This window comes from Burkholderia sp. Bp8963, assembly GCF_003854275.1.
Classification (GTDB): domain Bacteria; phylum Pseudomonadota; class Gammaproteobacteria; order Burkholderiales; family Burkholderiaceae; genus Burkholderia.
The window spans coordinates 63,051-86,751 of the sequence record NZ_QTQP01000008.1 but is presented as its reverse complement, the minus strand read 5'-3'; the positions used below and the strand labels follow the sequence as shown (position 1 = coordinate 86,751).

15 protein-coding genes are annotated in these 23,701 nt (G+C 68.1%); 6 read left to right on the top strand and 9 right to left on the bottom strand.

What is annotated here, in order from left to right; translation table 11 throughout:
- The first annotated feature begins 7 nt into the window (after positions 1-7).
- The 4 genes from astD (at position 8) to DID96_RS08965 (ending at position 5,001) form a co-directional block, all read left to right on the top strand.
- Positions 8-1,471 (top strand): succinylglutamate-semialdehyde dehydrogenase, encoded by a 1,464-nt coding sequence (gene astD, locus DID96_RS08980; RefSeq protein WP_124599006.1) that lies wholly within the window; start codon positions 8-10, stop codon positions 1,469-1,471.
- A gap of 14 nt (positions 1,472-1,485) precedes the next feature.
- Entirely contained in the window at positions 1,486-2,826 is a 1,341-nt protein-coding gene (gene astB, locus DID96_RS08975) for an N-succinylarginine dihydrolase (RefSeq protein WP_124599005.1), read from the top strand.
- A 7-nt stretch (positions 2,827-2,833) separates the two neighbouring features.
- Positions 2,834-3,904 carry a succinylglutamate desuccinylase gene (astE, locus tag DID96_RS08970; RefSeq protein ID WP_185732209.1) on the top strand — a complete coding sequence of 357 codons (1,071 nt, stop codon included), beginning with the start codon at positions 2,834-2,836 and terminating at the stop codon, positions 3,902-3,904.
- 302 nt (positions 3,905-4,206) lie between these two features.
- Positions 4,207-5,001 carry an ABC transporter substrate-binding protein gene (locus tag DID96_RS08965; protein WP_124599003.1) on the top strand — a complete coding sequence of 265 codons (795 nt, stop codon included), beginning with the start codon at positions 4,207-4,209 and terminating at the stop codon, positions 4,999-5,001.
- 73 nt (positions 5,002-5,074) lie between these two features.
- On the opposite strand, the gene DID96_RS08960 is transcribed toward DID96_RS08965, so the two are convergent.
- Both DID96_RS08960 and cdpA read right to left on the bottom strand, forming a co-directional pair.
- A complete protein-coding gene (locus DID96_RS08960; RefSeq protein ID WP_124599002.1) occupies positions 5,075-6,568 on the bottom strand; it encodes an HDOD domain-containing protein in 1,494 nt (497 codons plus the stop codon).
- Positions 6,569-6,596: 28 nt separating this feature from the next.
- Complete coding sequence (cdpA, locus tag DID96_RS08955) at positions 6,597-8,339, bottom strand: cyclic di-GMP phosphodiesterase CdpA (protein WP_221624578.1); 1,743 nt, start codon at positions 8,337-8,339, stop codon at positions 6,597-6,599.
- 279 nt (positions 8,340-8,618) lie between these two features.
- Between cdpA and DID96_RS08950 the strand changes: the two genes are divergently transcribed.
- Positions 8,619-9,179, top strand: coding sequence for a peroxiredoxin (locus tag DID96_RS08950; RefSeq protein ID WP_124599000.1), 561 nt, complete (start codon positions 8,619-8,621; stop codon positions 9,177-9,179).
- A 122-nt stretch (positions 9,180-9,301) separates the two neighbouring features.
- Here DID96_RS08950 and DID96_RS08945 read toward each other — a convergent pair whose 3' ends face one another.
- A complete protein-coding gene (locus DID96_RS08945) occupies positions 9,302-9,931 on the bottom strand; it encodes an SDR family oxidoreductase (protein ID WP_185732204.1) in 630 nt (209 codons plus the stop codon).
- 245 nt (positions 9,932-10,176) lie between these two features.
- Here DID96_RS08945 and DID96_RS08940 point away from each other — a divergent pair, with 245 nt between their 5' ends.
- On the top strand, positions 10,177-11,697 hold the full coding sequence (locus DID96_RS08940) for an NYN domain-containing protein (RefSeq protein WP_124598999.1): 1,521 nt from the start codon (positions 10,177-10,179) through the stop codon (positions 11,695-11,697).
- Positions 11,698-11,835: 138 nt separating this feature from the next.
- Here DID96_RS08940 and DID96_RS08935 read toward each other — a convergent pair whose 3' ends face one another.
- From DID96_RS08935 to DID96_RS08910, 6 genes are all read right to left on the bottom strand, one after another.
- The gene (locus DID96_RS08935; RefSeq protein WP_124598998.1) at positions 11,836-12,219 is read right to left on the bottom strand and encodes a VOC family protein; all 384 of its coding nucleotides are present in this window, start codon (positions 12,217-12,219) and stop codon (positions 11,836-11,838) included.
- A gap of 79 nt (positions 12,220-12,298) precedes the next feature.
- Positions 12,299-15,604: an efflux RND transporter permease subunit gene (locus tag DID96_RS08930; protein WP_124598997.1), complete on the bottom strand. Its 3,306-nt coding sequence runs from the start codon at positions 15,602-15,604 to the stop codon at positions 12,299-12,301.
- Positions 15,605-15,608: 4 nt separating this feature from the next.
- Positions 15,609-18,722 (bottom strand): MdtB/MuxB family multidrug efflux RND transporter permease subunit, encoded by a 3,114-nt coding sequence (locus DID96_RS08925; RefSeq protein WP_124598996.1) that lies wholly within the window; start codon positions 18,720-18,722, stop codon positions 15,609-15,611.
- A gap of 15 nt (positions 18,723-18,737) precedes the next feature.
- The gene (locus tag DID96_RS08920) at positions 18,738-20,105 is read right to left on the bottom strand and encodes an MdtA/MuxA family multidrug efflux RND transporter periplasmic adaptor subunit (protein ID WP_124598995.1); all 1,368 of its coding nucleotides are present in this window, start codon (positions 20,103-20,105) and stop codon (positions 18,738-18,740) included.
- 233 nt (positions 20,106-20,338) lie between these two features.
- Positions 20,339-21,163, bottom strand: a complete 825-nt coding sequence (locus DID96_RS08915) for an IclR family transcriptional regulator (protein WP_124598994.1) — start codon at positions 21,161-21,163, stop codon at positions 20,339-20,341.
- 572 nt (positions 21,164-21,735) lie between these two features.
- Positions 21,736-23,700, bottom strand: coding sequence for a PhoX family phosphatase (locus DID96_RS08910; RefSeq protein ID WP_124598993.1), 1,965 nt, complete (start codon positions 23,698-23,700; stop codon positions 21,736-21,738).
- Between the last annotated feature and the right edge of the window lies 1 nt (position 23,701).

Genomic DNA, 23,701 nt, shown 5'->3' with positions numbered 1-23,701 from the left:
ACGAATCATGACGGAACTCTTCATCGACGGCGCCTGGGTCGCAGGCTCGGGCCACGTCTTCGCATCGCGCAACCCGGGCACCGACGAAATCGCGTGGCAGGGCGCGAGCGCATCGGCCGCCGACGTCGACCGCGCGGTCATCAGCGCGCGCCGTGCGTTCGCCGGCTGGTCGGCGCTCGACTTCGAATCGCGCTGCGAAATCGCGAAACGCTTCGCCGCGCTGCTCAACGAGCGCAAGGACGCGCTCGCCGCCGCGATCGGCCGCGAGACCGGCAAGCCGCTGTGGGAAGCGCGCACCGAAGTCGCGTCGATGGCCGCGAAGGTCGGCATCTCGATTCAGGCGTACCAGGAACGCACCGGCGAGAAGCGCCAGGACATGGCCGACGGCGTCGCGGTGCTGCGCCACCGTCCGCACGGCGTCGTCGCGGTGTTCGGCCCGTACAACTTCCCCGGTCATTTGCCGAACGGGCATATCGTGCCGGCGCTGATCGCGGGCAACACGGTCGTGTTCAAGCCGTCCGAACTCGCGCCGGGCGTCGCGCGCGCGACCGTCGAAGTGTGGAAGGACGCGGGCCTGCCGGCCGGCGTGCTGAACCTCGTGCAGGGCGAGAAGGACACCGGGATCGCGCTCGCGAACCATCGCCAGATCGACGGCCTGTTCTTCACCGGCAGCTCGGATACCGGCACGCTGCTGCACAAGCAGTTCGGCGGCCGTCCGGAGATCGTGCTCGCGCTCGAGATGGGCGGCAACAACCCGCTCGTGATCGGCGAGGTCGAGGACCTCGACGCGGCCGTGCATCACACGATCCAGTCGGCGTTCCTGTCGGCGGGCCAGCGCTGCACGTGCGCGCGCCGCATCTTCGTGCCGGAAGGCGCGTACGGCGACCGCTTCGTCGCACGCCTCGCCGACGTCACGTCGAAGATCACGGCGGACGTCTACGACGCCGATCCGCAGCCGTTCATGGGCGCGGTGATCTCGGCGCGCGCGGCCGCGAAGCTCGTCGATGCGCAGGCGCGCCTCGTCGCGCAGGGCGCGAAGCCGATCATCGAGATGGCGCAACGCGACCCACGCCTCGGCTTCGTGAACGCGTCGATCCTCGACGTGACCGGCGTCGCCGAGCTGCCCGACGAGGAGCACTTCGGCCCGCTCGCGCAGATCATCCGCTACACGACGTTCGACGCCGCGATCGAGCGCGCGAACGACACCGCGTTCGGCCTGTCCGCGGGCCTCATCGCCGACGATGCGCGCGTGTGGGATCACTTCCGCCGCACGATCCGCGCGGGGATCGTCAACTGGAACCGCCCGACCAACGGCGCATCGTCGGCGGCGCCGTTCGGCGGCACGGGCCGCTCCGGCAATCACCGGCCGAGCGCGTACTACGCGGCCGACTACTGCGCGTACCCGATGGCGTCGGTGGAAAGCACGCAACTGACCTTGCCCGCGAGCCTGTCGCCGGGCCTGCACTTCTGAACGAGGGAACGACGATGAACGCACAAGAAGCCAATTTCGACGGACTCGTCGGCCCGACTCACAACTACGCCGGGCTGTCGTTCGGCAACGTCGCGTCGCTGAACAACGAAAAATCCGCAGCGAATCCGAAGGCCGCCGCGAAGCAGGGGCTGCGCAAGATGAAGCAGCTCGCCGACCTCGGTTTCGCACAGGGCGTGCTGCCGCCTCAGGAGCGCCCGTCGCTGCGCCTGCTGCGCGAGCTCGGCTTCTCGGGCAAGGACGCGGACGTGATCGCGAAGGCCGCGAAACAGGCGCCCGAACTGCTCGCCGCGGCGAGTTCCGCATCGGCGATGTGGACCGCGAATGCGGCCACCGTCAGCCCGTCGGCTGACACGGGCGACGGCCGCGTGCACTTCACGCCGGCGAACCTGTGCAGCAAGCTGCACCGCGCGATCGAGCACGAGGCGACGCGCCGCACGCTGTCGACGCTGTTTGCCGATCCCGCGCACTTCGCGGTGCATGAAGCGCTGACCGGCACGCCCGCGCTCGGCGACGAGGGCGCGGCAAACCACACGCGCTTTTGCGCCGAATACGGGCAGCCGGGCGTCGAGTTCTTCGTGTACGGCCGCTCGGAATACCGCCGCGGGCCGGAGCCGAAGCGCTTCCCGGCGCGCCAGACCTTCGAGGCGAGCCGCGCGGTCGCGCATCGCCACGGGCTGCGCGAGGAAGCGACGGTCTACGCGCAGCAGGATCCGGACGTGATCGACGCGGGCGTGTTCCACAACGACGTGATCTCGGTCGGCAACCGCGACACGCTGTTCACGCACGAGCGCGCATTCGTCAACAAGCAGGCGATCTACGACACGCTGACGGCGGCGCTCGACGCGCGCGGCGCGCGCCTGAACGTGATCGAGGTGCCCGATGCGGCGGTGAGCGTCAATGACGCGGTGACGTCGTATCTGTTCAACAGCCAGCTGCTGTCGCGCGCCGACGGTTCGCAAGTGCTCGTCGTGCCGCAGGAATGCCGCGAGAACGCGAACGTTGCCGGGTACCTCGACAGCCTCGCGGCCGGCAGCGGCCCGATCCGCGACGTGCTCGTGTTCGACCTGCGCGAAAGCATGAAGAACGGCGGCGGCCCGGCGTGCCTGCGCCTGCGCGTCGTGCTGAACGACGCGGAGCGCGCGGCCGTCACGTCGAACGTGTGGATCAACGACACGCTGTTCGCGTCGCTCGACGCGTGGATCGAAAAGCACTACCGCGACCGCCTCGCGCCGGAAGACCTCGCCGATCCGGTGCTGCTCGACGAGTCGCGCACCGCGCTCGACGAGTTGACGCAGATCCTGCGCGTCGGGTCGCTGTATGACTTCCAGCGCTGAGGCCCGCATGCGCGACGCGGCCTGGCTCGACGATTTCCTCGCGTTCACGCTCGCGGGTGAGACGCCTGCCGTGACGGACGGCGTCTGTGCCGACGGCGCGGTGCGCTGGCAGTGGCATGGCGAAGGGCTGCTGGCACTCGAGCCGAAAGCGGTGGGCACGGCGAACGTCGCGTCGGGCCTCAGTGTGCTCGTGTCAGCCGGCGTGCACGGCGACGAGACCGCACCGATCGAGCTGCTGTCGATGCTCGTGCGCGATATCGCGGCGGGCGCGTTGCCGCTCGCGTGCCGATTGTTCGTCGTGCTCGGCAATTCGCCGGCGATGCGCGCGGGCGACCGCTATCTCGACGACGACCTGAACCGGCTGTTCAGCGGGCGTCATGCGCAGGTGCCGGGCAGCCGCGAGGCGCCGCGCGCCGCGCAGCTCGAGGCGGCCGCCGCGTCGTTCTTCGCCGCTGCGCCGGCCGAAGCGGGCGCGCGCTGGCATATCGACATGCATACGGCGATCCGCGCGTCGGTATTCGAGCAGTTCGCGCTGCTGCCGCATACGGGCGCGCCGCCGTCGCGCACGATGATCGAATGGCTCGGCGACGCGCGCATCGCGGCCGTGCTGCTGCACTCCGCGAAAGGGTTCACGTATTCGCACTTCACGGCCGAGCATTGCGGCGCGCTGGCGTGCACGCTGGAGCTCGGCAAGGTGCGGCCGTTCGGCCAGAACGACCTGACGCGCTTCGCAGCCGCCGATCGCGCAGTGCGCGCGCTCGTGTCGGGGGTGCGGGGCGGCCATCCGCGCGGCGGCCACTCGCAGCGCGATGCCGATGCTTCACTGCCGCGCGTGTTCACCGTGATCGACCAGATCACGAAGCAGAGCGACGCGCTCGAGCTGTTCGTCGCGGCCGATGTCGCGAACTTCACGCCATTCCCGCGCGGCACGGTGCTCGCGCAGGACGGCGCGTACCGCTACACGGTGCAGCACGACGAGGAGCGGATCGTGTTTCCGAACCCGTCGGTGAAGCCCGGGCTGCGTGCCGGGCTGCTCGTCGTCGATACGACCCGCGAGACGCTCGCCGCGCTCGTCTGAGCGACGCGCCGACGTTCGCACGCGCAGTGCGCCGACGGTGCGTGCGACGCCCCTGCCTTGCGTGTTTGCGACATCGTCTTGCAAGTTCCGCATGCGTCGCGCGCGGCGTCGTGCGCGCAGTGCAGCAACCGGCCCGGCCGGCCGCTTTGCCGTGACGGCGCACGCGGATTGGTACAATCGCGGCCTTGCGGCTGTTGCGCCGCATCACGGCGACGCATCGCGATTGTCCGGGCATTCCGGCCCTGCAATGATGCGTACGCACGTTGTTCCGGAAATACCGTTCGTATCAGGAGGACCCTTTAATGAAGTTGGATTGGCGAAAAGTGGCCGCGCACGCGGTGGTGGCGGCAGTGGCCGTGGCGGCGGGCAGCGCGTTTGCGTCGGATCTGAAGGAGATCCGCTTCGGCGTCGAGGCATCGTATGCGCCGTTCGAATTCAAGACGCCCGACGGCAAGCTGACCGGCTTCGACATCGACGTCGGCAACGCAGTGTGCGCGAAGCTGAAGACGAAGTGCGTGTGGGTCGAGAACGACTTCGACGGCCTGATCCCGGCGCTGCAGGCGCGCAAGTTCGACGCGATCAACTCGGACATGACGATCACCGACCAGCGCAAGCACGCGATCGCGTTCACCGATCCGATCTACACGATCCCGAACCAGTTGATCGCAAAGCAGGGCAGCGGCCTGCTGCCGACCCCGCAATCGCTGAAGGGCAAGCGCGTCGGCGTGCTGCAGGGCACGATCCAGGAAGCGTACGCGAAGAAGAAGTGGGCGCCGGCCGGCGTCGAAGTCGTGCCGTACCAGACGCAGGATCTCGCGTACGCGGACCTGAAGTCGGGCCGTCTCGACGCGACCTTCCAGGATTCGGAAGCGGGCGCGAAGGGCTTCCTGTCGAAGCCGCAAGGCCAGGGCTTCGGCTACGCAGGCGGCACCGTCAGCGATGCCGAGATCCTCGGCTCGGGCGTCGGCTTCGGCCTGCGCAAGAACGACGCGGCGCTGAAGACCGCGCTCGATCAGGCGCTGAAGGAGCTGAAGGCGGACGGTACGATCGACAACCTCGCGAAGAAGTACTTCAGCGTGCCCGTCACGCTCAAGTAAGCGCGCGATCCGATTCGCCGCATGATGCAAACCGGCCGCAGATGCGGCCGGTTTGCTTTTCAGGCCTTGAAGTTCAGGTCTTGAAGAACCGGCTCAATTCCCGCGCCAGCTCGTTGAGCACGCCCATTTCCTGCTGCGAGATCTTGCGCGCGCGCTGCGCGCCGGACCAGTCGCCGTACAGCAGCGCAACCGTCGACGTGTCGACCCGTACCGGCAGCAGCACGAACGCGTGCGTGTCGTCGAACGCGTCGAGATACCACGCGGGCAGGCGTTTCACCATCTTCGGGTCCTGCGCCTGCTCGATGAAGATGCCGACCGAATTGGTGATCGCGAGATGGAACACGTCCGGCTCGAAGCGCTCGTCGAAGCGTAGCTGGCCGAGCGCCGCGTCGACGCCGGGGCCGAAGCCGAGGCGGGCGGCGAACGAGCCGTCGTCATGCCGCACGAACATCACGGTGCGCGTGAACGCGAGGCCCGCGAGCAGGCTTTCGGACGCGAGCGCGAGCACCGGCGTGAGCACATGCTCGGACGGCAGCGCGCGCAGGTCGGCGAGGCCGGCCTCGAGGCAGGCCTCGGTATCGCCCGCGCGGGCGATCGCGTCGGCGTTCGCGCGCAGTTCGACGATCTCGCGCATCACGGTGTCGCTCGTCTCCTCGCGAGCGAGCTGCTCGGCGATCTGGATGAGCGCGTCGGGCGACGTGTCGAGCTCCGCACCGTAGTGCTGTGCGACCGACGCGATGCGCGCGTCGCGCTGCGGGCTCGCCGGCATCGTGAGCGCGGCCGCGACTTCGGTCGAGCAGCGGCTCACCGCGCGCAGCCAGCGCACCTCGCTGGCCGGGTTGTCGCCGTCGTCCGGGTCGTTCGCTTCGTCCTGCGGCGCGTCGCCGCCGATCAGCGCCACGAGCCGGGCGTCATCGGCCATGCCGGCGCGAACCAGCTCGGGCAGCCGCCAGCGCGTGGCCGCTTCGAGGCCGATCTCGTCGAACCCGACGCCGAGCACGTCGATGCAGGCCGCGGCCTCGTCGCCGTGCAGCTCGGCCGCCCGCCGGCGGATCCGGTCCCATTCGGTGTCGAGATAGCAGACGACGAGCAGCTTGCCGACCTGCCGCATCAGCGTGCAGACGATCGCTTCCTCGCCGGCGCGCAGGTCGACGTGCTCGGTCAGCTTGCGCGCGACGCAGCCTGACAGCAGCGCGCGGTTCAGCTCGAGCTTCGCGTCGATTCTGCGCGGCGTGCTCTGGTGGAAGTGGTCGACGAGCTTGAGGCCGACGACGAGGTGGCCGACCGCGTCCATCCCGAGCACCATCAGTGCGCGGGTCACGGTGGTGATGTTGCCGCCGAACGCCATGTACATCGCGGAGTTCGCGAGCCGCAGCACCTTCTGCGTCAGCGCGAAGTCCGACAGTACGACGCGCACGAGCGCGGTGAAGTCGAGGTCGTCGCTCTTCATCGCGGCCATCGTCGCGCGCAGCGATTCCGACAGCAGCGGGAAATCGCCCCGTTCGTTCATCCGGGCCCACAGCTTGTCGAGCAGCGTCGTCCGGGGCAGGTGTTCGGTGATTGACATACGGATCCGTTCGGTTCGCGGCGACACGTCAAGCGGCCGCGTGCAGGCGCAACTGCTGCGCCTCGAAGCGCCGCGCCAGTTCCTCGGACGGCAGCGCCTTGCAGACCAGCCAGCCCTGGATATGGTTGCAGCCCATCTCGGTCAGAAGCTCGCGCTGCGCCTCGGTCTCGACGCCTTCGGCGACGAGTTCGAGATCGAGCGTTTGCGCGAGGCCGACGACCGCCGACACGATCGCGCGGTCGTTGCGCGACGTCAGCAGGTTCTCGACGAAGCTGCGGTCGATCTTCAGCTTCGCGAGCGGGAAGCGCTGCAGATACGCGAGGCTCGAGTAACCGGTGCCGAAATCGTCGATCGCGAAGCGGATGCCGAGGTCGGTCAGCTCCTCGAGCAGCCCCTTCGCGTGCGCCGGGTCGTGCATCAGCAGGCTCTCGGTGATCTCGAGCACAATGCGGCGCGGGTCGATGCCGGTCAGTGTAATCGCGTCGCGCACGCTCTGCGTGAAGCGCGGATCACGGAATTGTTGCGGCGACACGTTCACCGCGACGTACTGCAGCGCGAGCCCCTGGCGGTCCCACGCGACGAGCTGCATGCACGCGGCCTTCAGCACCCAGTTGCCGAGGTAGTTGATCAGGCCGATCGATTCGGCGAGCGGAATGAAGGTTGCCGGCGGCACGAGCCCGTGCACGGGGTGGCTCCAGCGGATCAGCGCCTCGACGCCGACCACCGCGCCCGACTGGCTGCGCGAGATCGGCTGGAAATGCAGCGAGAACTCGCCGTTGCGCACGCCGTCGTACAGGTCGGCCTCGAGCTTCAGGCGTTCGGCATCGGACGGGTCGTCGACCGGCGTATGAAACGCGAGCGCGTTGCCGCCCGACGCTTTCGCCTGCGACAGTGCGTGGTCCGCGCGGCGCAGCAGCGGGCTGTGGTGCTGCGCGCGATGCGGGGCCGCGCGCTCGTCCGGGTAGAGCGCGATGCCGATGCTCGCGGACAGGTGCACGGGCTGCCCGTGATACACGTACGGCTGGCGCACCGCCGCCTGCAGCCGGCGCCCGAGTGCGCCCGCGACGTCGCTTGCCTGCGCGCGGCCCGGCGCGTTGAACACGATCGCGAACTTGTCGCTCGCGACCCGCGCGAGCTGGTGGTCCGGCGCCATCAGCGCCTGCAGCCGCTGCGCGGTCTCGCGCAGCAGCGCGTCGCCGGCGTCGTAGCCGAGCGCGCGGTTGATCCGCTGGTAATCGTCGAGGTCGAGCAGCAGCAGCGCCGCGTAGGTGCCCGTCTCGTCGGCGGTCTGCTGCGCGCGCATCAGCGCAGGCACGAGCGCCGACAGGTTGTCGAGCCCCGTCATCGGGTCGTGATGCATTTCGTAGGTCAGGCGTGCCTCGAGCGCGCGCCACGACGACACGTCGAATGCCGCGATCGCGAAGCCGTCGACGCCGTGGTGGCGGCTCTTGACCGCCCGCACCTCGACGTCGAGCGGGTAGGTCAGCGACTTGACGATGCACATCGTCGCCTTCTCGACGTGGCCGGAGCGCGCGGCGCGCGCAAGCAGACCTTCGAGCGCCGCGGTATCCTGCTCGGCGATGAGATCGCGCAGCGTCAGCGTGTGCAGATAGTCGCGGTGATAGCCGATGAAGCGCAGGCTGGCATCGGACACGTAGAGAAAGCGCAGCTCGCGATCGACGTGCGCGAGGAAGTCCACCGCGCCGACCGTCTGTTCCAGCCAGTTGCGGACGGTATCGTCGCGGCGCGGCGCGCCGGCGCGCGCCGGCATCAGCGCGCCGCCTGACCAGGCGAAGCGGCGCAGCGTATGCAAGGCGCTACGCCAGGAGCCCTTGCGTGGCGTCTGTTTCCTGTTGGCTTCCATGTTTCTCGCTGACGTGAAGGGCTGGAACCGGTTGTCCGGGAGGAATAACGGCAGACCACGCGAAATCTTTAACGCGCGGCCCTCCGGGACTTGGGCCGCGCGCACCCAGATGGTGCGCCGACGTTCGACTGGCGAACGCCGGCACGTCACGCATCGAGGCTGACTTTATAAGAAATGAGGACGCAGATGAAGCGAAAACTGATGGTGTCGATGGTGTGTTCCGCGGCGGCGACGCTCGTCGCGGGCTATGCGCTGAGTGCGCACGCGGAACTGAAGCCGGGCGATCGGGCGCCGGATTTCACGACGCAGGCGTCGCTGGGCGGCAAGACTTATACATATTCGCTCGCCGACGCGCTGAAGCGCGGGCCGGTGGTGCTGTACTTCTATCCGGCCGCGTTCACGAAGGGCTGCACGATCGAGGCGCACGCGTTCGCGGACGCGGTCGGCCGCTATAGCGCATATGGCGCGACCGTGATCGGCGTATCCGCAGACGATATCGGCACGCTGGCGAAGTTTTCGGTCAGCGAGTGCCGCAGCAAGTTTCCGGTCGCGGCCGATCCCGACGCGAAGATCATCCGTGAGTACGACGCGAAGCTGCCCGCGATCAGCCGCGCGAACCGCGTGTCCTACGTGATTTCGCCGGAGGGGAAGGTGCTGTACGAGTACACGAGCCTGTCGCCGGACAAGCACGTCGAGAACACGCTCGCGGCGGTCAAGGCGTGGGCGGACGCGCACCCGAAGCAGTAAAGGGGGTGAACGGCGGGGACGAACGGGCGGGACGAAAGGAACGAAAGGGACGCCCGCCCCGCGGGCATGCCGCGGGGTGGGCGTGGCGGCGGGCGCGGCCGGTGCGGCGGCGCCCGCGGGCGTCATGCGCGCAGCGCCTGCTCGATCGGCACGCTGCCGCCGACGAAGCCGATCGTCTTCCTCGAGATCCCGAGCTTGATCGCCTCGATCGCGGCCCAGGCGACGTCCTGGCGCGACACCGGCGGTGCGTCGTCAAGTCGCTCCTCGGTCAGCGCGATCTTGCCGACGCCCGGGCCGTCCGCGAGCGGGCCTGGCCGCAGGATCACGTAGTCGACGCCTGATGCGATCACGCGCTCGTCGCCTTCGCGTTTCATCTGCGAGTAGTGGCGCAGCGCGTCGGGGCTGCGCTCGGGCCAGTACGCGGACAGCGAACTGATCACGACCAGCTTCTGCACGTTGAATGCGAGCGCATAGTCGGCCGCACGCGCGACCGCGTCGCGGTCGACCTGCTCCTCCTCGGTCGCGCCTTCCGACTCGGCAGAGCCGGCCGTGTAGATCACGTGCGTGATGCCCTGGAATGCGTGCGAGAAGTCGTCCGTCAGGTCGGCCTCGATCACCTTCGCGCCCGGCAGCGTATAGCCGTGCCGGCGCACCAGCGCCGTGACCTCGAATTCAGGCTGCTCGAGCAAAAGATCGGCACAGGCCTGGCCGGTGCGGCCGGCGGCGCCAATCAGCAGTACCTTGATCGTCATGAAACCGCTCCTTGATCGATGCGTCGCCAGTCCAGATGGGGACGGACGACCGATACTCAAGTGTATGTCGATTTGGCCCGCCGGCGGATAGCGAAATGGGGGCGTACCTGCGGCGGCGTACCGGCGACGCGGAGCTGCCCGCGTGCAACTATCGCGGGTGAGACCCCGCCGACCGGCTATCATGTGCGCGACGCATTTTCTGCCGCTACGCAATTCAACGCGTCGGCCAACCGGTTGGAGTACACATGGCATTACCCCTCGATAACGTCAGCATGGCGGTGTTCTGCGACTTCGAGAACGTCGCGCTCGGCGTGCGCGACGCGAAGTACGAAAAGTTCGACATCAAGCCGGTGCTCGAGCGGTTGCTGCTGAAGGGCAGCATCGTCGTCAAGAAGGCCTATTGCGACTGGGATCGCTACAAGGGGTTCAAGGCGGCGATGCACGAGGCGAGCTTCGAGCTGATCGAGATCCCGCACGTGCGGCAGTCGGGCAAGAACTCGGCCGACATCCGGCTCGTCGTCGACGCGCTCGACCTGTGCTACACGAAGTCGCACGTCGACACCTTCGTGATCATCAGCGGCGACTCGGATTTCTCGCCGCTCGTGTCGAAGCTGCGCGAGAACGCGAAGAAGGTGATCGGTGTCGGCGTGAAGAAATCGACGTCGGACCTGCTGGTCGCGAACTGCGACGAATTCATCTTCTACGACGATCTCGTGCGCGAGCAGCAGCGCGCGCTCGCGAAGCGCGAGCAGCAGCGGGTGGGCAACGGCGGTGCGAAGCGGCCCGACGAGCCGTCCCGCAAGCCGGAGCTCGAAGTGCGCCGGGCCGAGGCGATCGCGCTCGCGGTCGAGACCTTCGACGCGCTCGCGTCGGAGCGCGACGACGTCGGCAAGATCTGGGCGTCGGTGCTGAAGAGCGCGATCAAGCGCCGCAAGCCGGACTTCAACGAGTCGTATTACGGCTTCCGCGCATTCGGCAACCTGCTCGACGAGGCGCAGGCGCGCGGCCTGCTCGAGGTCGGCCGCGACGACAAGTCGGGCGCGTTCGTGTCGCGCGCGCGCCAGGCCGCGGCGGTGGAGTCGGCGGCGCCTGTCGAGGTGCCGATCGCGCAGGACGACGCGCGGGCGGTCGAGCCGGTGCACGCCGAGCGCGAGCGCCGCCACGGGCGGCACGGCGCCGCGCATGCGCAGGAAGCGGCGGCGCCGGTCGTGGCCGAGGCGGCCGAGCGCGACGCGGTGGAAGCTGCCGCGCCGGAAGCGGCGGGGCGCGCGGACGCGGCCGCCGGCCCGGGTGACGCGCACGACGAGAAGAAGGACAGCCGCAAGCGTGCGCGCAAGAGCGCGGCGAAGAAGGTCGCGACGAAGAAGGGCGGCGCGAAGAGGACGGACGGGACGGACGCGAAGGAAGCCGGCGCGAAGCAAGCTGTCGCGAAGGAAGCCGACGAGCGGCACGGCGACGAGCAACACGTTGACGCCAAGCATGCCGACGCGAGGCACGGCGAGCACAAGCACGGCGAGCACAAGCACGGCGACGGGAAGCACGCGGACGCGCCGCAGGTCGAGATGTTTGTCGACAGCGCACATGCCGACGCGAGGCCGGCAGGCACGAAGGCGGCGATCACCGCCGCCGTGGAGCCGCAGCCGGAAGCGGCCACGCCGGCCGAAGCATTCGCCGAGGCGGCTGCCGATGCGAAGCCGAAAAAGCCTGCCCGCAAGACGGCGCCGCGCGCGCGCCGTCCGCGCAAGACCGCGCCGGCCGCGGAGTGAAGGCCGCCTGCCGCGCCGGTTCGCCCGACGGCGCGCGCCGGATGCGGCCACGCCCGGCGCCTGCCGGGTGGCGCGAGTAGCAGGGCGGCGCCTGCGTCGCCCGACGTCGGCCGGTGCAACGCCGGACTGCCTGCAACGCTAGCCGTTCAGTGCATACGGCCGGGTCATCACTTCGAGGAAATGACCGTCCGGATCGTCGAAATACACGCCCCGGCCGCCGTTGTGCCGGTAGATTTCGCCGGCGTGCCGTTTCGACGGATCGGCCCAGTACGGCAGCCCTCGGTCGCGAATCCGTGTGAAGACCGCGTCGAACGCGGTTTCGTCGATCAGGAACGCATAGTGCTGCGACGTGATGTCGCCTGCCCGTTCGTAAAAGTCGAGCGACACGCCGTTGTCGAGCTGCACGACCAGCATCGATCCGAACGGGATCGGCGGCGGCAGTTCCAGCAGCTCCGTCAGGAACCGGCTCGACGCGAGCTTGTCGCGGCACCAGACGATCGTATGGTTCAGCTGGACGTTCATGGTGTGTCCCCGGGAAGCGCACGGCGGTGTGCATGGACTCACGATAGTCGATTGCCACCCGCGTTCAAGGCGACCGCCGTCACTCTCCCGCGACCGCCGCGCCGCCCGACGGCCGCCGCCCGCGCCGCCTCTCGGCCCACACCCGCAGCCGGTCCATGTACAGGTAGACGACCGGCGTCGTGTAAAGCGTCAGCATCTGCGACACGATCAGGCCGCCCGCGATCGCGATCCCGAGCGGCGCGCGCAGCTCGGCGCCGTCGCCGCTGCCGAACGCGAGCGGCACCGCGCCGAGCAGCGCCGCCATCGTCGTCATCATGATCGGCCTGAAGCGCAGCAGGCACGCCTCGTGGATCGCGTCGAACGACGATTTGCCGCCGTTGCGCGTCGCATCGATCGCGAAGTCGACCATCATGATCGCGTTCTTCTTCACGATACCGATCAGCAGGATCACGCCGATCAGCGCGATGATGCTGAACTCGGTCTTGAACAGCAGCAGGCCGAGCAGCGCGCCGACGCCGGCCGACGGCAGCGTCGACAGGATCGTGATCGGGTGGATGTAGCTCTCGTACAGGATGCCGAGTACGATGTAGACGGCCATCAGCGCCGCCACGATGAGGATCGGCTGGTTGCCCAGCGACTGCTGGAACGCCTGCGCGGTGCCCTGGAAGCTGCCGTGGATCGTCGGCGGCATGCCGATCCCGGCCATCGTCGCGTAGATTGCCTGCGTCGCCTGCGACAGCGACACGCCCGGCGCCAGGTTGAACGAGATCGTGGTCGCGACGAACAGCCCCTGGTGGTTGACCGACAGCGGCGTCGTGCTCGGCCCGAACGACGCGATCGCCGACAGCGGCACCATCGTCGATTTCGACGTCGACACGGCCGCACCCGACGACGCGCTCGACTTCCCGCTCGCCGCGATCGAGTTGAGCGCCTGGTTGCGCGCGGAATCCGACGCGATCGCGGCGGCGCTCTGCACGGCAGTGCCCGCGCTCGACGCGCCGGCCTTCGTCGCGACGTAGGTGCCGGCCGCCGCGTTGGTCGTCTGCGCGCCGCTCGCGCTGCCTCCCGACGTGCTGATCCAGACCTGGTTCAGCATCTGCGGGCTCTGCCAGTATTTCGGCGCGACCTCCATCACCACGTGGTACTGGTTCAGCGGGTTGTAGATCGTCGAGACCTGCCGCTGGCCGAACGCGTCGTACAGCGTGTTGTCGATCTGCGCGGGCTTGATGCCGAGCCGCGCCGCGGTCGCGCGGTCGATCGTCACCATCGCCTCGAGGCCGCCTTGCTGCTGGTCGGAGTTCACGTCGGCCAGCTCGGCGCGCTTCTGCAGCGCTTCGGTCAGCAACGGCCCCCACTTGTACAGCTCGGGGGTCGAGTCGCCGAGCAGCGTGAACTGGTATTGCGCGCTGCTCTGCCGGCCGCCGACACGGATGTCCTGCGCGGCCTGCAGGAACGTGCGCGCACCCGCGACGTCGCTGAGCGGCCGGCGCAGTTGCTGGATCACCTGGTCGGCCGACAGCTTGCGCTCGGTGCGATCCTTCAGCGTGACGAACATGAAACCCGAGTTGGTCTGCGAGCCGCCCGTGAAGCCGGCGACGCTCTTCACGTTCGGATTGTGCTGCACGATGCGCATCATCTCGGAGAACTTCAGCTTCATCGCCTGGAACGACGTGCTCTGGTCGGCCTGGATGCCGCCGATCATCAGCCCCGTATCCTGCTGCGGGAAGAAGCCCTTCGGCACGATGTAGTACAGATAGCCGTTCAGGACGACCGTCGCGAGGAGGGTCAGCAGGATCAGCCGCGGATGGCGCAGCGCCCACGACAGCGAGCGCTCGTAGCCGCGCTGCAGCGACGTGAAGCAATGCTCGAGGAAGCGCGCGAAGCGGCCCTCGTCGCGCTTGTCGTGCACCTCCGGCAGCAGCCGCGCGCACATCATCGGCGTGACGGTCAGCGACACCGCGAGCGATACGGCGATCGCGAGCGACAGCGTCAGCGCGAACTCGCGGAACAGCCGCCCGACGATGCCGCCCATCAGCAGGATCGGCAGGAATACCGCGACCAGCGACAGGCTCATCGACAGCACCGTGAAGCCGACCTCGCGCGCGCCGTCGAACGCGGCCTGCAACCTGGGCGTGCCGTTCTCGATGTGGCGCGTGATGTTCTCGAGCACGACGATCGCATCGTCGACGACGAAGCCGGTCGCGACGATCAGCGCCATCAGCGACAGGTTGTCGATCGAGAAGCCGAGCAGGTACATCGCGCCGAACGTGCCGACGATCGAGATCGGCACCGCGACGCTCGGGATCAGCGTCGCGCGCCAGTTGCGCAGGAACAGGAACACCACCATCACGACGAGGCCGACCGCGATCAGCAGCGTGCGCTCGGTATCGTTCAGCGATGCGCGGATCGTGGTCGACCGGTCGAGCACGGGCGTCACCTCGATGTCGGCGGGCAGCGCGGCGGTCAGCTTCGGCAGCGCCGCGCGCACGCGGTCGATCGTCTCGATGATGTTCGCGCCGGGCGAACGGTACAGGATCACGAGCACCGCGCGCTTGCCGTTCGCGAGGCCGAGGTTGCGCAGGTCCTCGACGGAATCGACGACGTCGGACAGCTCCGACAGCCGCACCGCCGAGCCGTTGCGGTACGCGACGACGAGATCGCGATACTGCGACGCCTCCGATGCCTGGTCGTTCGTGTAGAGCTGAAAGCGTTGCGGGCCGAATTCGATCGCGCCCTTCGGGCTGTTCGCGTTCGCCGACGCGAGCGCGGCGCGCACGTCTTCCAGCCCGATGCCGTAATGAAACAGCGCCTGCGGCTCGAGCTCGACGCGCACGGCCGGGTTCGCCGAGCCGCTGACCGACACCTGGCCGACGCCTTCGACCTGCGACAGCGATTGCTGCAGCACCGTCGACGCCGCGTCGTACAGCTTCGCGGGCGACGAGGTTTCGGACGTCAGCGACACGACCATGATCGGCGAGTCGGCCGGGTTGACCTTGCGGTACGTCGGGTTGCTCTTCAGTGCCGCGGGAAGGTCGGCGCGTGCGGCATTGATCGCCGCCTGCACGTCGCGCGCGGCGCCGTCGATGTCGCGGTTCAGGCCGAACTGCAGGATGATCCGCGCGTTGCCGACGGTGCTGGTCGACGTCATTTCGCTGACGTCGGCGATCGAGCCGAGGTGCCGCTCGAGCGGGCTCGTCACGCTGGTGGCGACCGTCTCTGGGCTCGCGCCGGGCAGCGACGCCTGCACCAGGATCGTCGGGAAATCGACCTGCGGCAGCGGCGATACGGGCAGCCTGATGAACGCGAACAGGCCCGCGAGCGCGACGCCGAGCGCGAGCAGCGTCGTCGCGACAGGCCGGGTGATGAAGGGGCGCGACAGGTTCATTTACTTACGCATCCGTGCGCGGGCCGGCGGCGGGGCCGTGGCGTTCGAACCAGCCGCGCACGCGGCGCGCGAGCGAATCGAAGCCGAGATAGATCACGGGCGTCGTGAACAGCGTCAGCACCTGCGACACGATCAGGCCGCCGGCGATCGCGATGCCGAGTGGCTGGCGCAGCTCGGAACCGGCGCCGGAGCCGACGATCAGCGGCACCGCGCCGAGCAGCGCGGCGAGCGTCGTCATCAGGATCGGCCGGAACCGCAGCAGGCACGCCTGGTAGATCGCCTCGCGCGGTGGCTTGCCTTCCGCGCGCTCGGCCTCGAGCGCGAAGTCGATCATCATGATCGCGTTCTTCTTCACGATGCCGATCAGCAGCACGATGCCGATGATGCCGATGATGTCGAGGTCGTGCCCGGTCAGCATCAGCGCGAGCAGCGCGCCGACGCCGGCCGACGGCAGCGTCGACAGGATCGTGATCGGGTGGATGTAGCTCTCGTACAGCACGCCGAGCACGATGTACATCGTGATGATCGCCGCGAGGATCAGGAACAGCTGGTTCGACAGCGACGCCTGGAACGCGAGCGCCGCGCCCTGGTAGCGGGTCTGGAACGACGCGGGCAGGCCGATCTCCTGCTCGGCCGCGCCGATCGCCTTCACCGCCTCGCCGAGCGACGCGCCCGGCGCGAGGTTGAACGAGATCGTCGTCGACGGGAACTGCGACAGGTGCGACACGAGCAGTGGCGACGGCCGCTCGTGGAACGTCGCGATCGACGCGAGCGGCACCTGGCCGCCGCCCGCGGACGGCAGGTAGAGGTCGTTCAGCGACTGCGCGTAGTGCTGTTCCTTCGGCGCGGACTCGAGGATCACGCGGTACTGGTTCGACTGCGTGAAGATCGTCGACACGATGCGCTGGCCGAACGCATCGTAGAGCGCGTTGTCGACTGTCGCGGGCGTGATGCCGAAGCGCGCGGCGTTCGCGCGGTCGATCTCGACGTACACCGACTGGCCGCTGTTCTGCAGGTCGGTCGCGACGTCGGCGAGCGACGGCTCCTGCTGCAGGCGCGCGACGAGCTTCGGCACCCAGGTCGCGAACTCGTCGGGGTTCGGGCTCGTCAGCATGAACTGGTATTGCGTCGGACTGACGGTCGAATCGATCGTCAGGTCCTGCACCGACTGCATGTAGAGCGAGATGCCCGGCACGTGCGACACGCGCTGCTGCAGGTCGCGGATGATCTCGGCCGCCGTCTCCTTGCGCTGGTCGCGCGCCTTCAGGTTGATCAGCATCCGCCCGCTGTTCAGCGTGATGTTGGTGCCGTCGACGCCGATGAACGACGTCAGGCTCTCGACGTTCGGATCCTTCAGGATCTCGGCCGCGAGCTGCTGCTGCCGCTCGGCCATCGCGCCGTACGAGATCGCCTGCGGTGCCTGCGTGATCGCCTGGATCACGCCGGTGTCCTGCGGCGGGAAGAAGCCCTTCGGCACGAGCACGTAGAGCAGGCCCGTCAGCACGAGCGTCAGCACCGCGACGACGAGCGTCGAGCGCTGGCGGTCCAGCACCCATTCGAGCGCGACCGCGTAGCGCGCGATCACCCAGTCGATCGCCAGGTGCACGCGCGCCTCGAAGCGGTGGCTCTCGGGCGGCGGCGAGTGGCGCAACAGCTTCGCGCACATCATCGGCACGAGCGTCAGCGACACGATCGCCGAGATCACGATCGTTACCGCGAGCGTGATCGCGAACTCGTGGAAGAGGCGCCCGACCACGTCGCCCATGAACAGCAGCGGAATCAGCACCGCGATCAGCGACACGGTCAGCGAAATGATCGTGAAGCCGATCTGCTTCGAGCCCTTCAGCGCCGCTTCGAGCGCCGAATCGCCTTCCTCGACGTAGCGCGCGATGTTCTCGATCATCACGATCGCGTCGTCGACGACGAAGCCGGTCGCGATCGTCAGCGCCATCAGCGACAGGTTGTTCAGCGAGAAGCCGGACAGGTACATCACCGCGAGCGTGCCGATCAGCGACAGCGGCACCGACAGGCTCGGGATGATCGTCGCGTAGACGTTCGCGAGGAACAGGTACATCACCAGCACGACGAGCGCGACTGCGAGCCCGAGCTCGAACTGTACGTCGCGCACTGCGGCGCGGATCATCGTCGTGCGGTCGGTGACGATGTGTACGTCGAGCGCCGCGGGCAGCGATTCCTGCAGCTTCGGCAGCTGCGCCTTGATCGCGTCGACCGTCTGGATCACGTTCGCGCCCGGCTGGCGCTGCACGTTCAGGATGATCGCCGGTTCCGAGTCGACCCACGCGCCGAGCTTGGTGTTCTCCGAGCCGTCGATGATCTTCGCGACGTCGGTCAGCATCACGGGGCGGCCGTTCTTGTACGCGACAACGGCGCTCTGGTACTCGTCGGCGCTCGTCAGCTGGTCGTTCGCGTTGATCGTGTACGCGCGCGTCGGGCCGTCGAAGTTGCCCTTCGGCGTGTTGACGTTCAGGTTCGAGACCGTCGTGCGCAAATCGTCGAGGTTCAGCCCGTACTGCGCGAGCGCGGTCGGGTTCGCCTGGATCCGCACGGCGGGGCGGTTGCCGCCCGACAGGCTGACGAGGCCGACGCCCGCGACCTGCGAGATCTTCATCGCGAGCCGCGTGTCGGCGAGGTCCTGCACCTGCGTGAGCGGCAGCGTCTTCGACGTGACGGCGAGCGTCAGCACCGGTGCGTCGGCCGGGTTGACCTTCGCGTAGATCGGCGGCGCGGGCAGATCGGACGGCAGCAGGTTGCCGGCCGCGTTGATCGCGGCCTGCACTTCCTGCTCGGCGATGTCGAGCGGCAGGTCGAGCGAGAACTGCAGCGTGATCACCGACGCGCCGGCCGAGCTCTGCGACGACATCTGGTTCAGCGACGGCATCTGCCCGAACTGGCGTTCGAGCGGTGCCGTCACCGACGACGTCATCACTTCGGGGCTCGCGCCCGGATAGAAGGTCTGGACCTGGATGGTCGGATAGTCGACTTCGGGCAGCGCCGCGAGCGGCAGGAAGCGCAGCGCGACGAGGCCGGCCAGCATGATGGCCGCCATCAGGAGGGCGGTGCCGACCGGCCGGAGAATGAAGATGCGGGACGGATTCATCAGGCGGCCCGCGCGTTATTGGGCAGGCGCCTGCGATGCGCCGCCGTGATGCTGGCCGCGGTGGCCGCCGCCTTTCGCGCCCGCTGCGCCCGATGCGCTCGATGCCGCGCTCGCGCCACGCGCGCCGGACGCGCCCCCCGCGCCTTTCGCCTTGTCGACCGGGATCGTGATCTTCGAGCCTTCGCGCAGGCGGTCGGAGCCGTCGGTGACGACCCGTTCGCCGACCGCGACGCCGTTGACGATGCTCGTGCGCTCGCCGTCGACCGGGCCGATCTTGACCTTGCGCACCGTCACCGTGTTGTCCGGCTTCACGATATAGACGAACTGGCCGATCGAGCCGGTCAGCACGGCCGAGGTCGGCACGATCGTCGCGTCGTGGATCACGTCGACGAGCAGCCGCGTGTTGACGAACTGATTCGGGAACAGCAGGCCTTCCTTGTTATCGAAGGTCGCGCGCAGCTTGACCGTGCCGGTGGTGGTGTCGATCTGGTTGTCGAGCGTCGCGAGCGAGCCAGTCTCGAGCGGGGTCGTGTTGCTGCGGTCGTATGCGGTCACCGACAGCTTGCTGCCCGCGTTCACCTGCTTGAGGATCGACGGCAGGTTGTCCTCGGACGTCGTGAAGATCACGCTCATCGGCTGCAGCTGCGTGATCACGACGATGCCGTTCGTGTCGCCCGGCGTCACGTAGTTGCCGGGGTCGACCTGGCGCAGGCCGACGCGGCCCGACACGGGCGCGGTGATGCGCGCGTAGACGAGGTTCAGCCGGGCCGTATCGATCGCTGCCTGGTCGGTTTTCACGGTGCCTTCATACTGCTTGACGAGCGACTTCTGCGTGTCGACCGTCTGCGATGCGATCGAGTCCTGCGCGAGCAGCGTCTGGTAGCGCTTCAGGTCGAGGCGCGCGGTCGCGAGCAGCGCCTCGTCGCGCGCATGCGTGCCTTCGGCGTTCTCGAGTGCATTCTGGTAAGGGCGCGGGTCGATCTGCGCCAGCAGGTCGCCCTTGTTCACGATCTGGCCTTCCTGGAACGCGACGGACTGCAGGTAGCCCGAAAGCTGCGTCTTCACCGTCACGTTCGCGAGCGGCGTCACGGTGCCGAGTGCGGACAGCACGATCGGCATCTCGCCGTGCGTCGCGGTCGCGACCTGCACGGGCTGCGGGACGTTCGCCATCGCGGCGGGACCGCCGCGGCCGCTGCGGCCGCCGCCGGCGTCCGGGCCGGCCGGGCCGGCGGGCGCGCTGCGCCACGGATGCCACCACAGCAGGCCGCCAATCACGACGAGCGCGAGCGCGCCAGCCATCAGCTTGCGGCGCGGGCGCCGCGCGGCGGTGGAGGCGGGCGCAGGTTCGCGCGCGGGGGGCGTGGGCTTTTGTTGATTGTCCATCGGTTCTGTCTTGATGACGACGCGGCGCGCTGCAAAGCGGGTCGCGCGTGGGCGTGCATGCGGCATCAGGCGGGCCGGCCCGGCCCCCGATCCGCGCGGGAAAAGAGCGTGCGCACCGCGGATGCGGCGCGGCGATGGGCATGATGCTACGTCCCGTCCCCGATAGAGTCCAGTGCGCTATCTTTCAACGGGTTACGGTCGTTACAGAACGCGACAGCAGGATGACAAAACGGTCAGGCGGCGCGGCGGCGCGCGGGCGCGCCGCCGATTTCCCGGGTAATCTTGGCGATGCACTCGTGCAGTGCCGGCACGACGTGTTCAGTGAGCCATTCCGGCGGGCACTGGTGCGATGCGCCGCCGCAGTTGACCGAGTAGCGCTGGCCCGACGGTCCGACGAAGCCCGCGGCGACCGCATTCAGGCCTTCGCGCCATTCCCCGATCGCGATCGAGTGGCCCATGCGGGTCGCGTCGTCGAGCGCCGGGTTGAGCCGTGCGAACACGTGCGGCCAGTCGTCGCCGGCCGCGGCCCGCAGCGCGTCGATCAGCGCGCCGCGCTCGTCGTCCTCGAGCGCGGCGAGATACGCGCGGCCCACCGCGGTGCGCGCGATGTCCATCCGCGAGCCGATCTCGAGCCGCGTGACGAGCACCGCCGAGCGCGGCCGGATCACGTCGATCGCGACCATGTCGAGCCGGTCGCGTACCGCGAGGTGCACGGACAGCGACGTGTGTTCGGCCAGCTCGATCATGAACGGCCGCGAACGCGCGCGGATGTCGAAGTTGCGCAGGAAGCCGTGGCTCAGCTCGAGCACCGACGCGGTCAGCACGAAGCGTTCGCTGTCCGGCAGCTGGAACAGGAAGCCGGCGCTGACGAGCGTCGCGGTGATCCGCGACACGGTCGGCTTCGGGATGCCGGTCAGTTCGGTCAGCTCGCGGTTGCTGACCGGCGCGTCGGCGGCGGCGATTCGGCGCAGCACGGCAAGGCCGCGCGCAAGCGCGGTAATCTCGTCGGGCGACGATTCGCGTTCGCGGGAAGCAGGAGGAGGCACGGGTATCGACACGGGAGGTTCTCTCAATTTCCGAAACTGTATTTCAATTTTCTTGCAATCGTACGATGATTGTCAAAAAATGCATGTTCTGCGAGTGAACCGGTCATCCGATGGGATTTTACGGGTTCACCCTTGGTTTATTAGGAAAACGCCGAAGCTTTCGCCGCTGTAAACTGCATTGATTGGTGCAAATACCGCTTGACTTGCCGGTCGGAAACGTAAAGAATGGCTCACGTTTTCGAAACATCGTTTCGCAGTTTAATCGACAACGGTGTTTCGCGCAGTCTCTCAGGTTCTAGCACGGCCCTCGGAATGGCTAGAACTTTTTTAGCGCCACGGTCTCCGTGGCGCTTTTTTTTGCCTGTCCGCCGCGACACGTCAGGCCCGTATTATCCCCCTCCTCGAAATTCGCCCACGCAAACACCCGGCGCATGCCCGGTGTGGACTTCTTCACGCGCAAAAAAAAGCGCGATGCCCGCAAAGGCATCGCGCGAAAGACGGCGTGGAGCCGACGAATGAAACGTGACGAAAACGGATGAGGCCGGAGTCCGTTGTCGGCGGGAGCGGAAGTCCCGCCGCTGCGATCAGGCCTTCGCGAGCTTGATGCTCGTCGGCTCGGCCGTCAGGTAGCCGACGCTCGCGCCGAACCGGTCCTTGAAGTTTGCGCGCACGAGCGGGTCGAGCGTCGGCTTGACCTTGTCGTGCAGCGGCGATTCCCAATCGCCCGCGTGCTGGAAATTGCTCATGATGTAGGTCCAGCCGTTGATCTCGTCGACCGCGTGCAGGCCCGTCGATTCGGCGCCGGCCGGGCAGGACAGCACGCGCGTGAGCGTTTTCGCGTCGACGTTGTACGCCCACAGGAAGTTGTTCACGTGCATGCCCGAGTCCTCGCCGATGAACAGCGTGCGCAGCTTCTCGGAGAACTTCAGGTTGTCGGGGTTCGCGACCTTGTCGGGGTTCGCGAGGTTGCCGAGCGCGTCGGCGGCGGCGAGGTCCTCGCCGACCAGCGCGGCCGGCGCGCTCATGTCGACCGGCACCCACTCGCTGTCGATCGCGGCGCCCGACGTGTCGCGCTGGCCGCCCTTCAGGTTCAGCGCGTAGGTCGCGCCCGCGGCGATCTTCTTGTCGAGCGCGACGTCGCGCGACACCGCGTTGCCCTTGACCATCGACGTCTCGATTCGCGACATCGCGGTGTAGACGATCTTGTCCTTCGCATTCACCGTCGTGCCTTCGAGCTTCGTGAATGCCATGCTGCCGCCGATCAGCGCCGCGTAGCGGTGCGTCTCGAGGAACGCGGCGGCCTTTTCCATGCCCGGCTTCACGCGGATCCAGTTGAACTTGCCGCCGAAATGGATCTTCGTGTAGCTCGCGTCGGCCGGATCGGTCGTCGCGACGTCCATGATGTCCGACGCCTTCAGCGTGTTCGCGAGCGCCTCGATCTCGGCGCTCGTCGCGTGGCCGATCTTGAGCCACGTGAGCGTCGCGGAGCCCGCGCCCGCCGACGACGTCTGCGTCCACTTCGCGACGTACAGCGTGCCCGCCGACAGGTCGGCCGCCTTGTCGGCGACGAACATGAAGAGGCCGCCGTTGGTCGCGTCGTCGCCCATCATCACGGTGCGCTGGTCCGGCATCACCTGGATCAGCTCGTGCGAGATGCGGCCGAGGCAGTAGTGCTTCTTCACGGTGCCCGTGCCGTCCGGATTGACGGTGATCTCCGGCAGGTGGCCGTAGTGATAAGGATTGGCCTTCGTTGCGTCGCCGAACGTGTTCTTGCTGAATGCCTTGAATTGCGCATCGGTCGCGGCCTTCGTCGCGTCCGGCTCGTATTCCTCGCTCGACAAATGCGTGCCCCACGGCGACAGGCTCGCGCCGCAGGTGATCCATAGGCCGTGTGCCTTCGACGTGTCGACGTTGTGGTACTTGACGAGCTTGAGCGCGCCGGTCGCCGGATCCTGGTCGAGCGTCAGCACCGCGATCGGCGACGGCAGCTGGCCGTACTGCGACACGCTCGCCTGGTCGCGCGTCGTGTATTCGAACTGCACGACTGCGAACACCGTGTTGCCCTTCACGCCGGGCACGCTCGCGTTCTTCAGCGTCAGCAGCGAGCTGCCGTCCGGGCAGTCCGAATAGAACTGGCGTTCCTTGCCCGCGACCGAACGGTCGATGATCGGCTGGTTGTTGATGTCGTAGTAGCCGCCCGCGAGGATCGTGCCGCCCTTGCCGTCCGGCACCATGTCGCCCGTTACGAAGAACGGCTTGTACGCGAGCTTGAAGTTGCGCGACGTGCCGTCGGAGAAGGACACCGACAGCGTCGAGCCGACCGTCGTCGCCGCCATCGCCGCCGCATTGTCGAGCGTCGGCGCGGCCATTGCCGAGAACGTCGCCGCGGTGAACGCGGCCGCGGGGGTGGCGGGGGTGGCGGCCGGGCTGTCGTCGCCGCCGCAACCCGTCAGCAGGGCAGGCAGCGCGAGACCGGAAAGGGGAAGCATCGGTGCGCCGGCGAGGATCTTCAGGGCCTGTCGACGGGAAGCATTGGGCAACGCGGGCATG

Coding starts and splice junctions, on each gene's coding strand:
- astD (WP_124599006.1), top strand. CDS start 8: ATGACGGAACTCTTCATCGACGGCGCCTGGGTCGCAGGCTCGGGCCAC.
- DID96_RS08960 (WP_124599002.1), bottom strand. CDS start 6,568: ATGTCAATCACCGAACACCTGCCCCGGACGACGCTGCTCGACAAGCTG.
- DID96_RS08945 (WP_185732204.1), bottom strand. CDS start 9,931: ATGACGATCAAGGTACTGCTGATTGGCGCCGCCGGCCGCACCGGCCAG.
- DID96_RS08910 (WP_124598993.1), bottom strand. CDS start 23,700: ATGCCCGCGTTGCCCAATGCTTCCCGTCGACAGGCCCTGAAGATCCTC.
- cdpA (WP_221624578.1), bottom strand. CDS start 8,339: ATGCCGGCGCGCGCCGGCGCGCCGCGCCGCGACGATACCGTCCGCAAC.
- astE (WP_185732209.1), top strand. CDS start 2,834: ATGCGCGACGCGGCCTGGCTCGACGATTTCCTCGCGTTCACGCTCGCG.
- DID96_RS08950 (WP_124599000.1), top strand. CDS start 8,619: ATGAAGCGAAAACTGATGGTGTCGATGGTGTGTTCCGCGGCGGCGACG.
- DID96_RS08925 (WP_124598996.1), bottom strand. CDS start 18,722: ATGAATCCGTCCCGCATCTTCATTCTCCGGCCGGTCGGCACCGCCCTC.
- astB (WP_124599005.1), top strand. CDS start 1,486: ATGAACGCACAAGAAGCCAATTTCGACGGACTCGTCGGCCCGACTCAC.
- DID96_RS08920 (WP_124598995.1), bottom strand. CDS start 20,105: ATGGACAATCAACAAAAGCCCACGCCCCCCGCGCGCGAACCTGCGCCC.
- DID96_RS08935 (WP_124598998.1), bottom strand. CDS start 12,219: ATGAACGTCCAGCTGAACCATACGATCGTCTGGTGCCGCGACAAGCTC.
- DID96_RS08940 (WP_124598999.1), top strand. CDS start 10,177: ATGGCATTACCCCTCGATAACGTCAGCATGGCGGTGTTCTGCGACTTC.
- DID96_RS08930 (WP_124598997.1), bottom strand. CDS start 15,604: ATGAACCTGTCGCGCCCCTTCATCACCCGGCCTGTCGCGACGACGCTG.
- DID96_RS08965 (WP_124599003.1), top strand. CDS start 4,207: ATGAAGTTGGATTGGCGAAAAGTGGCCGCGCACGCGGTGGTGGCGGCA.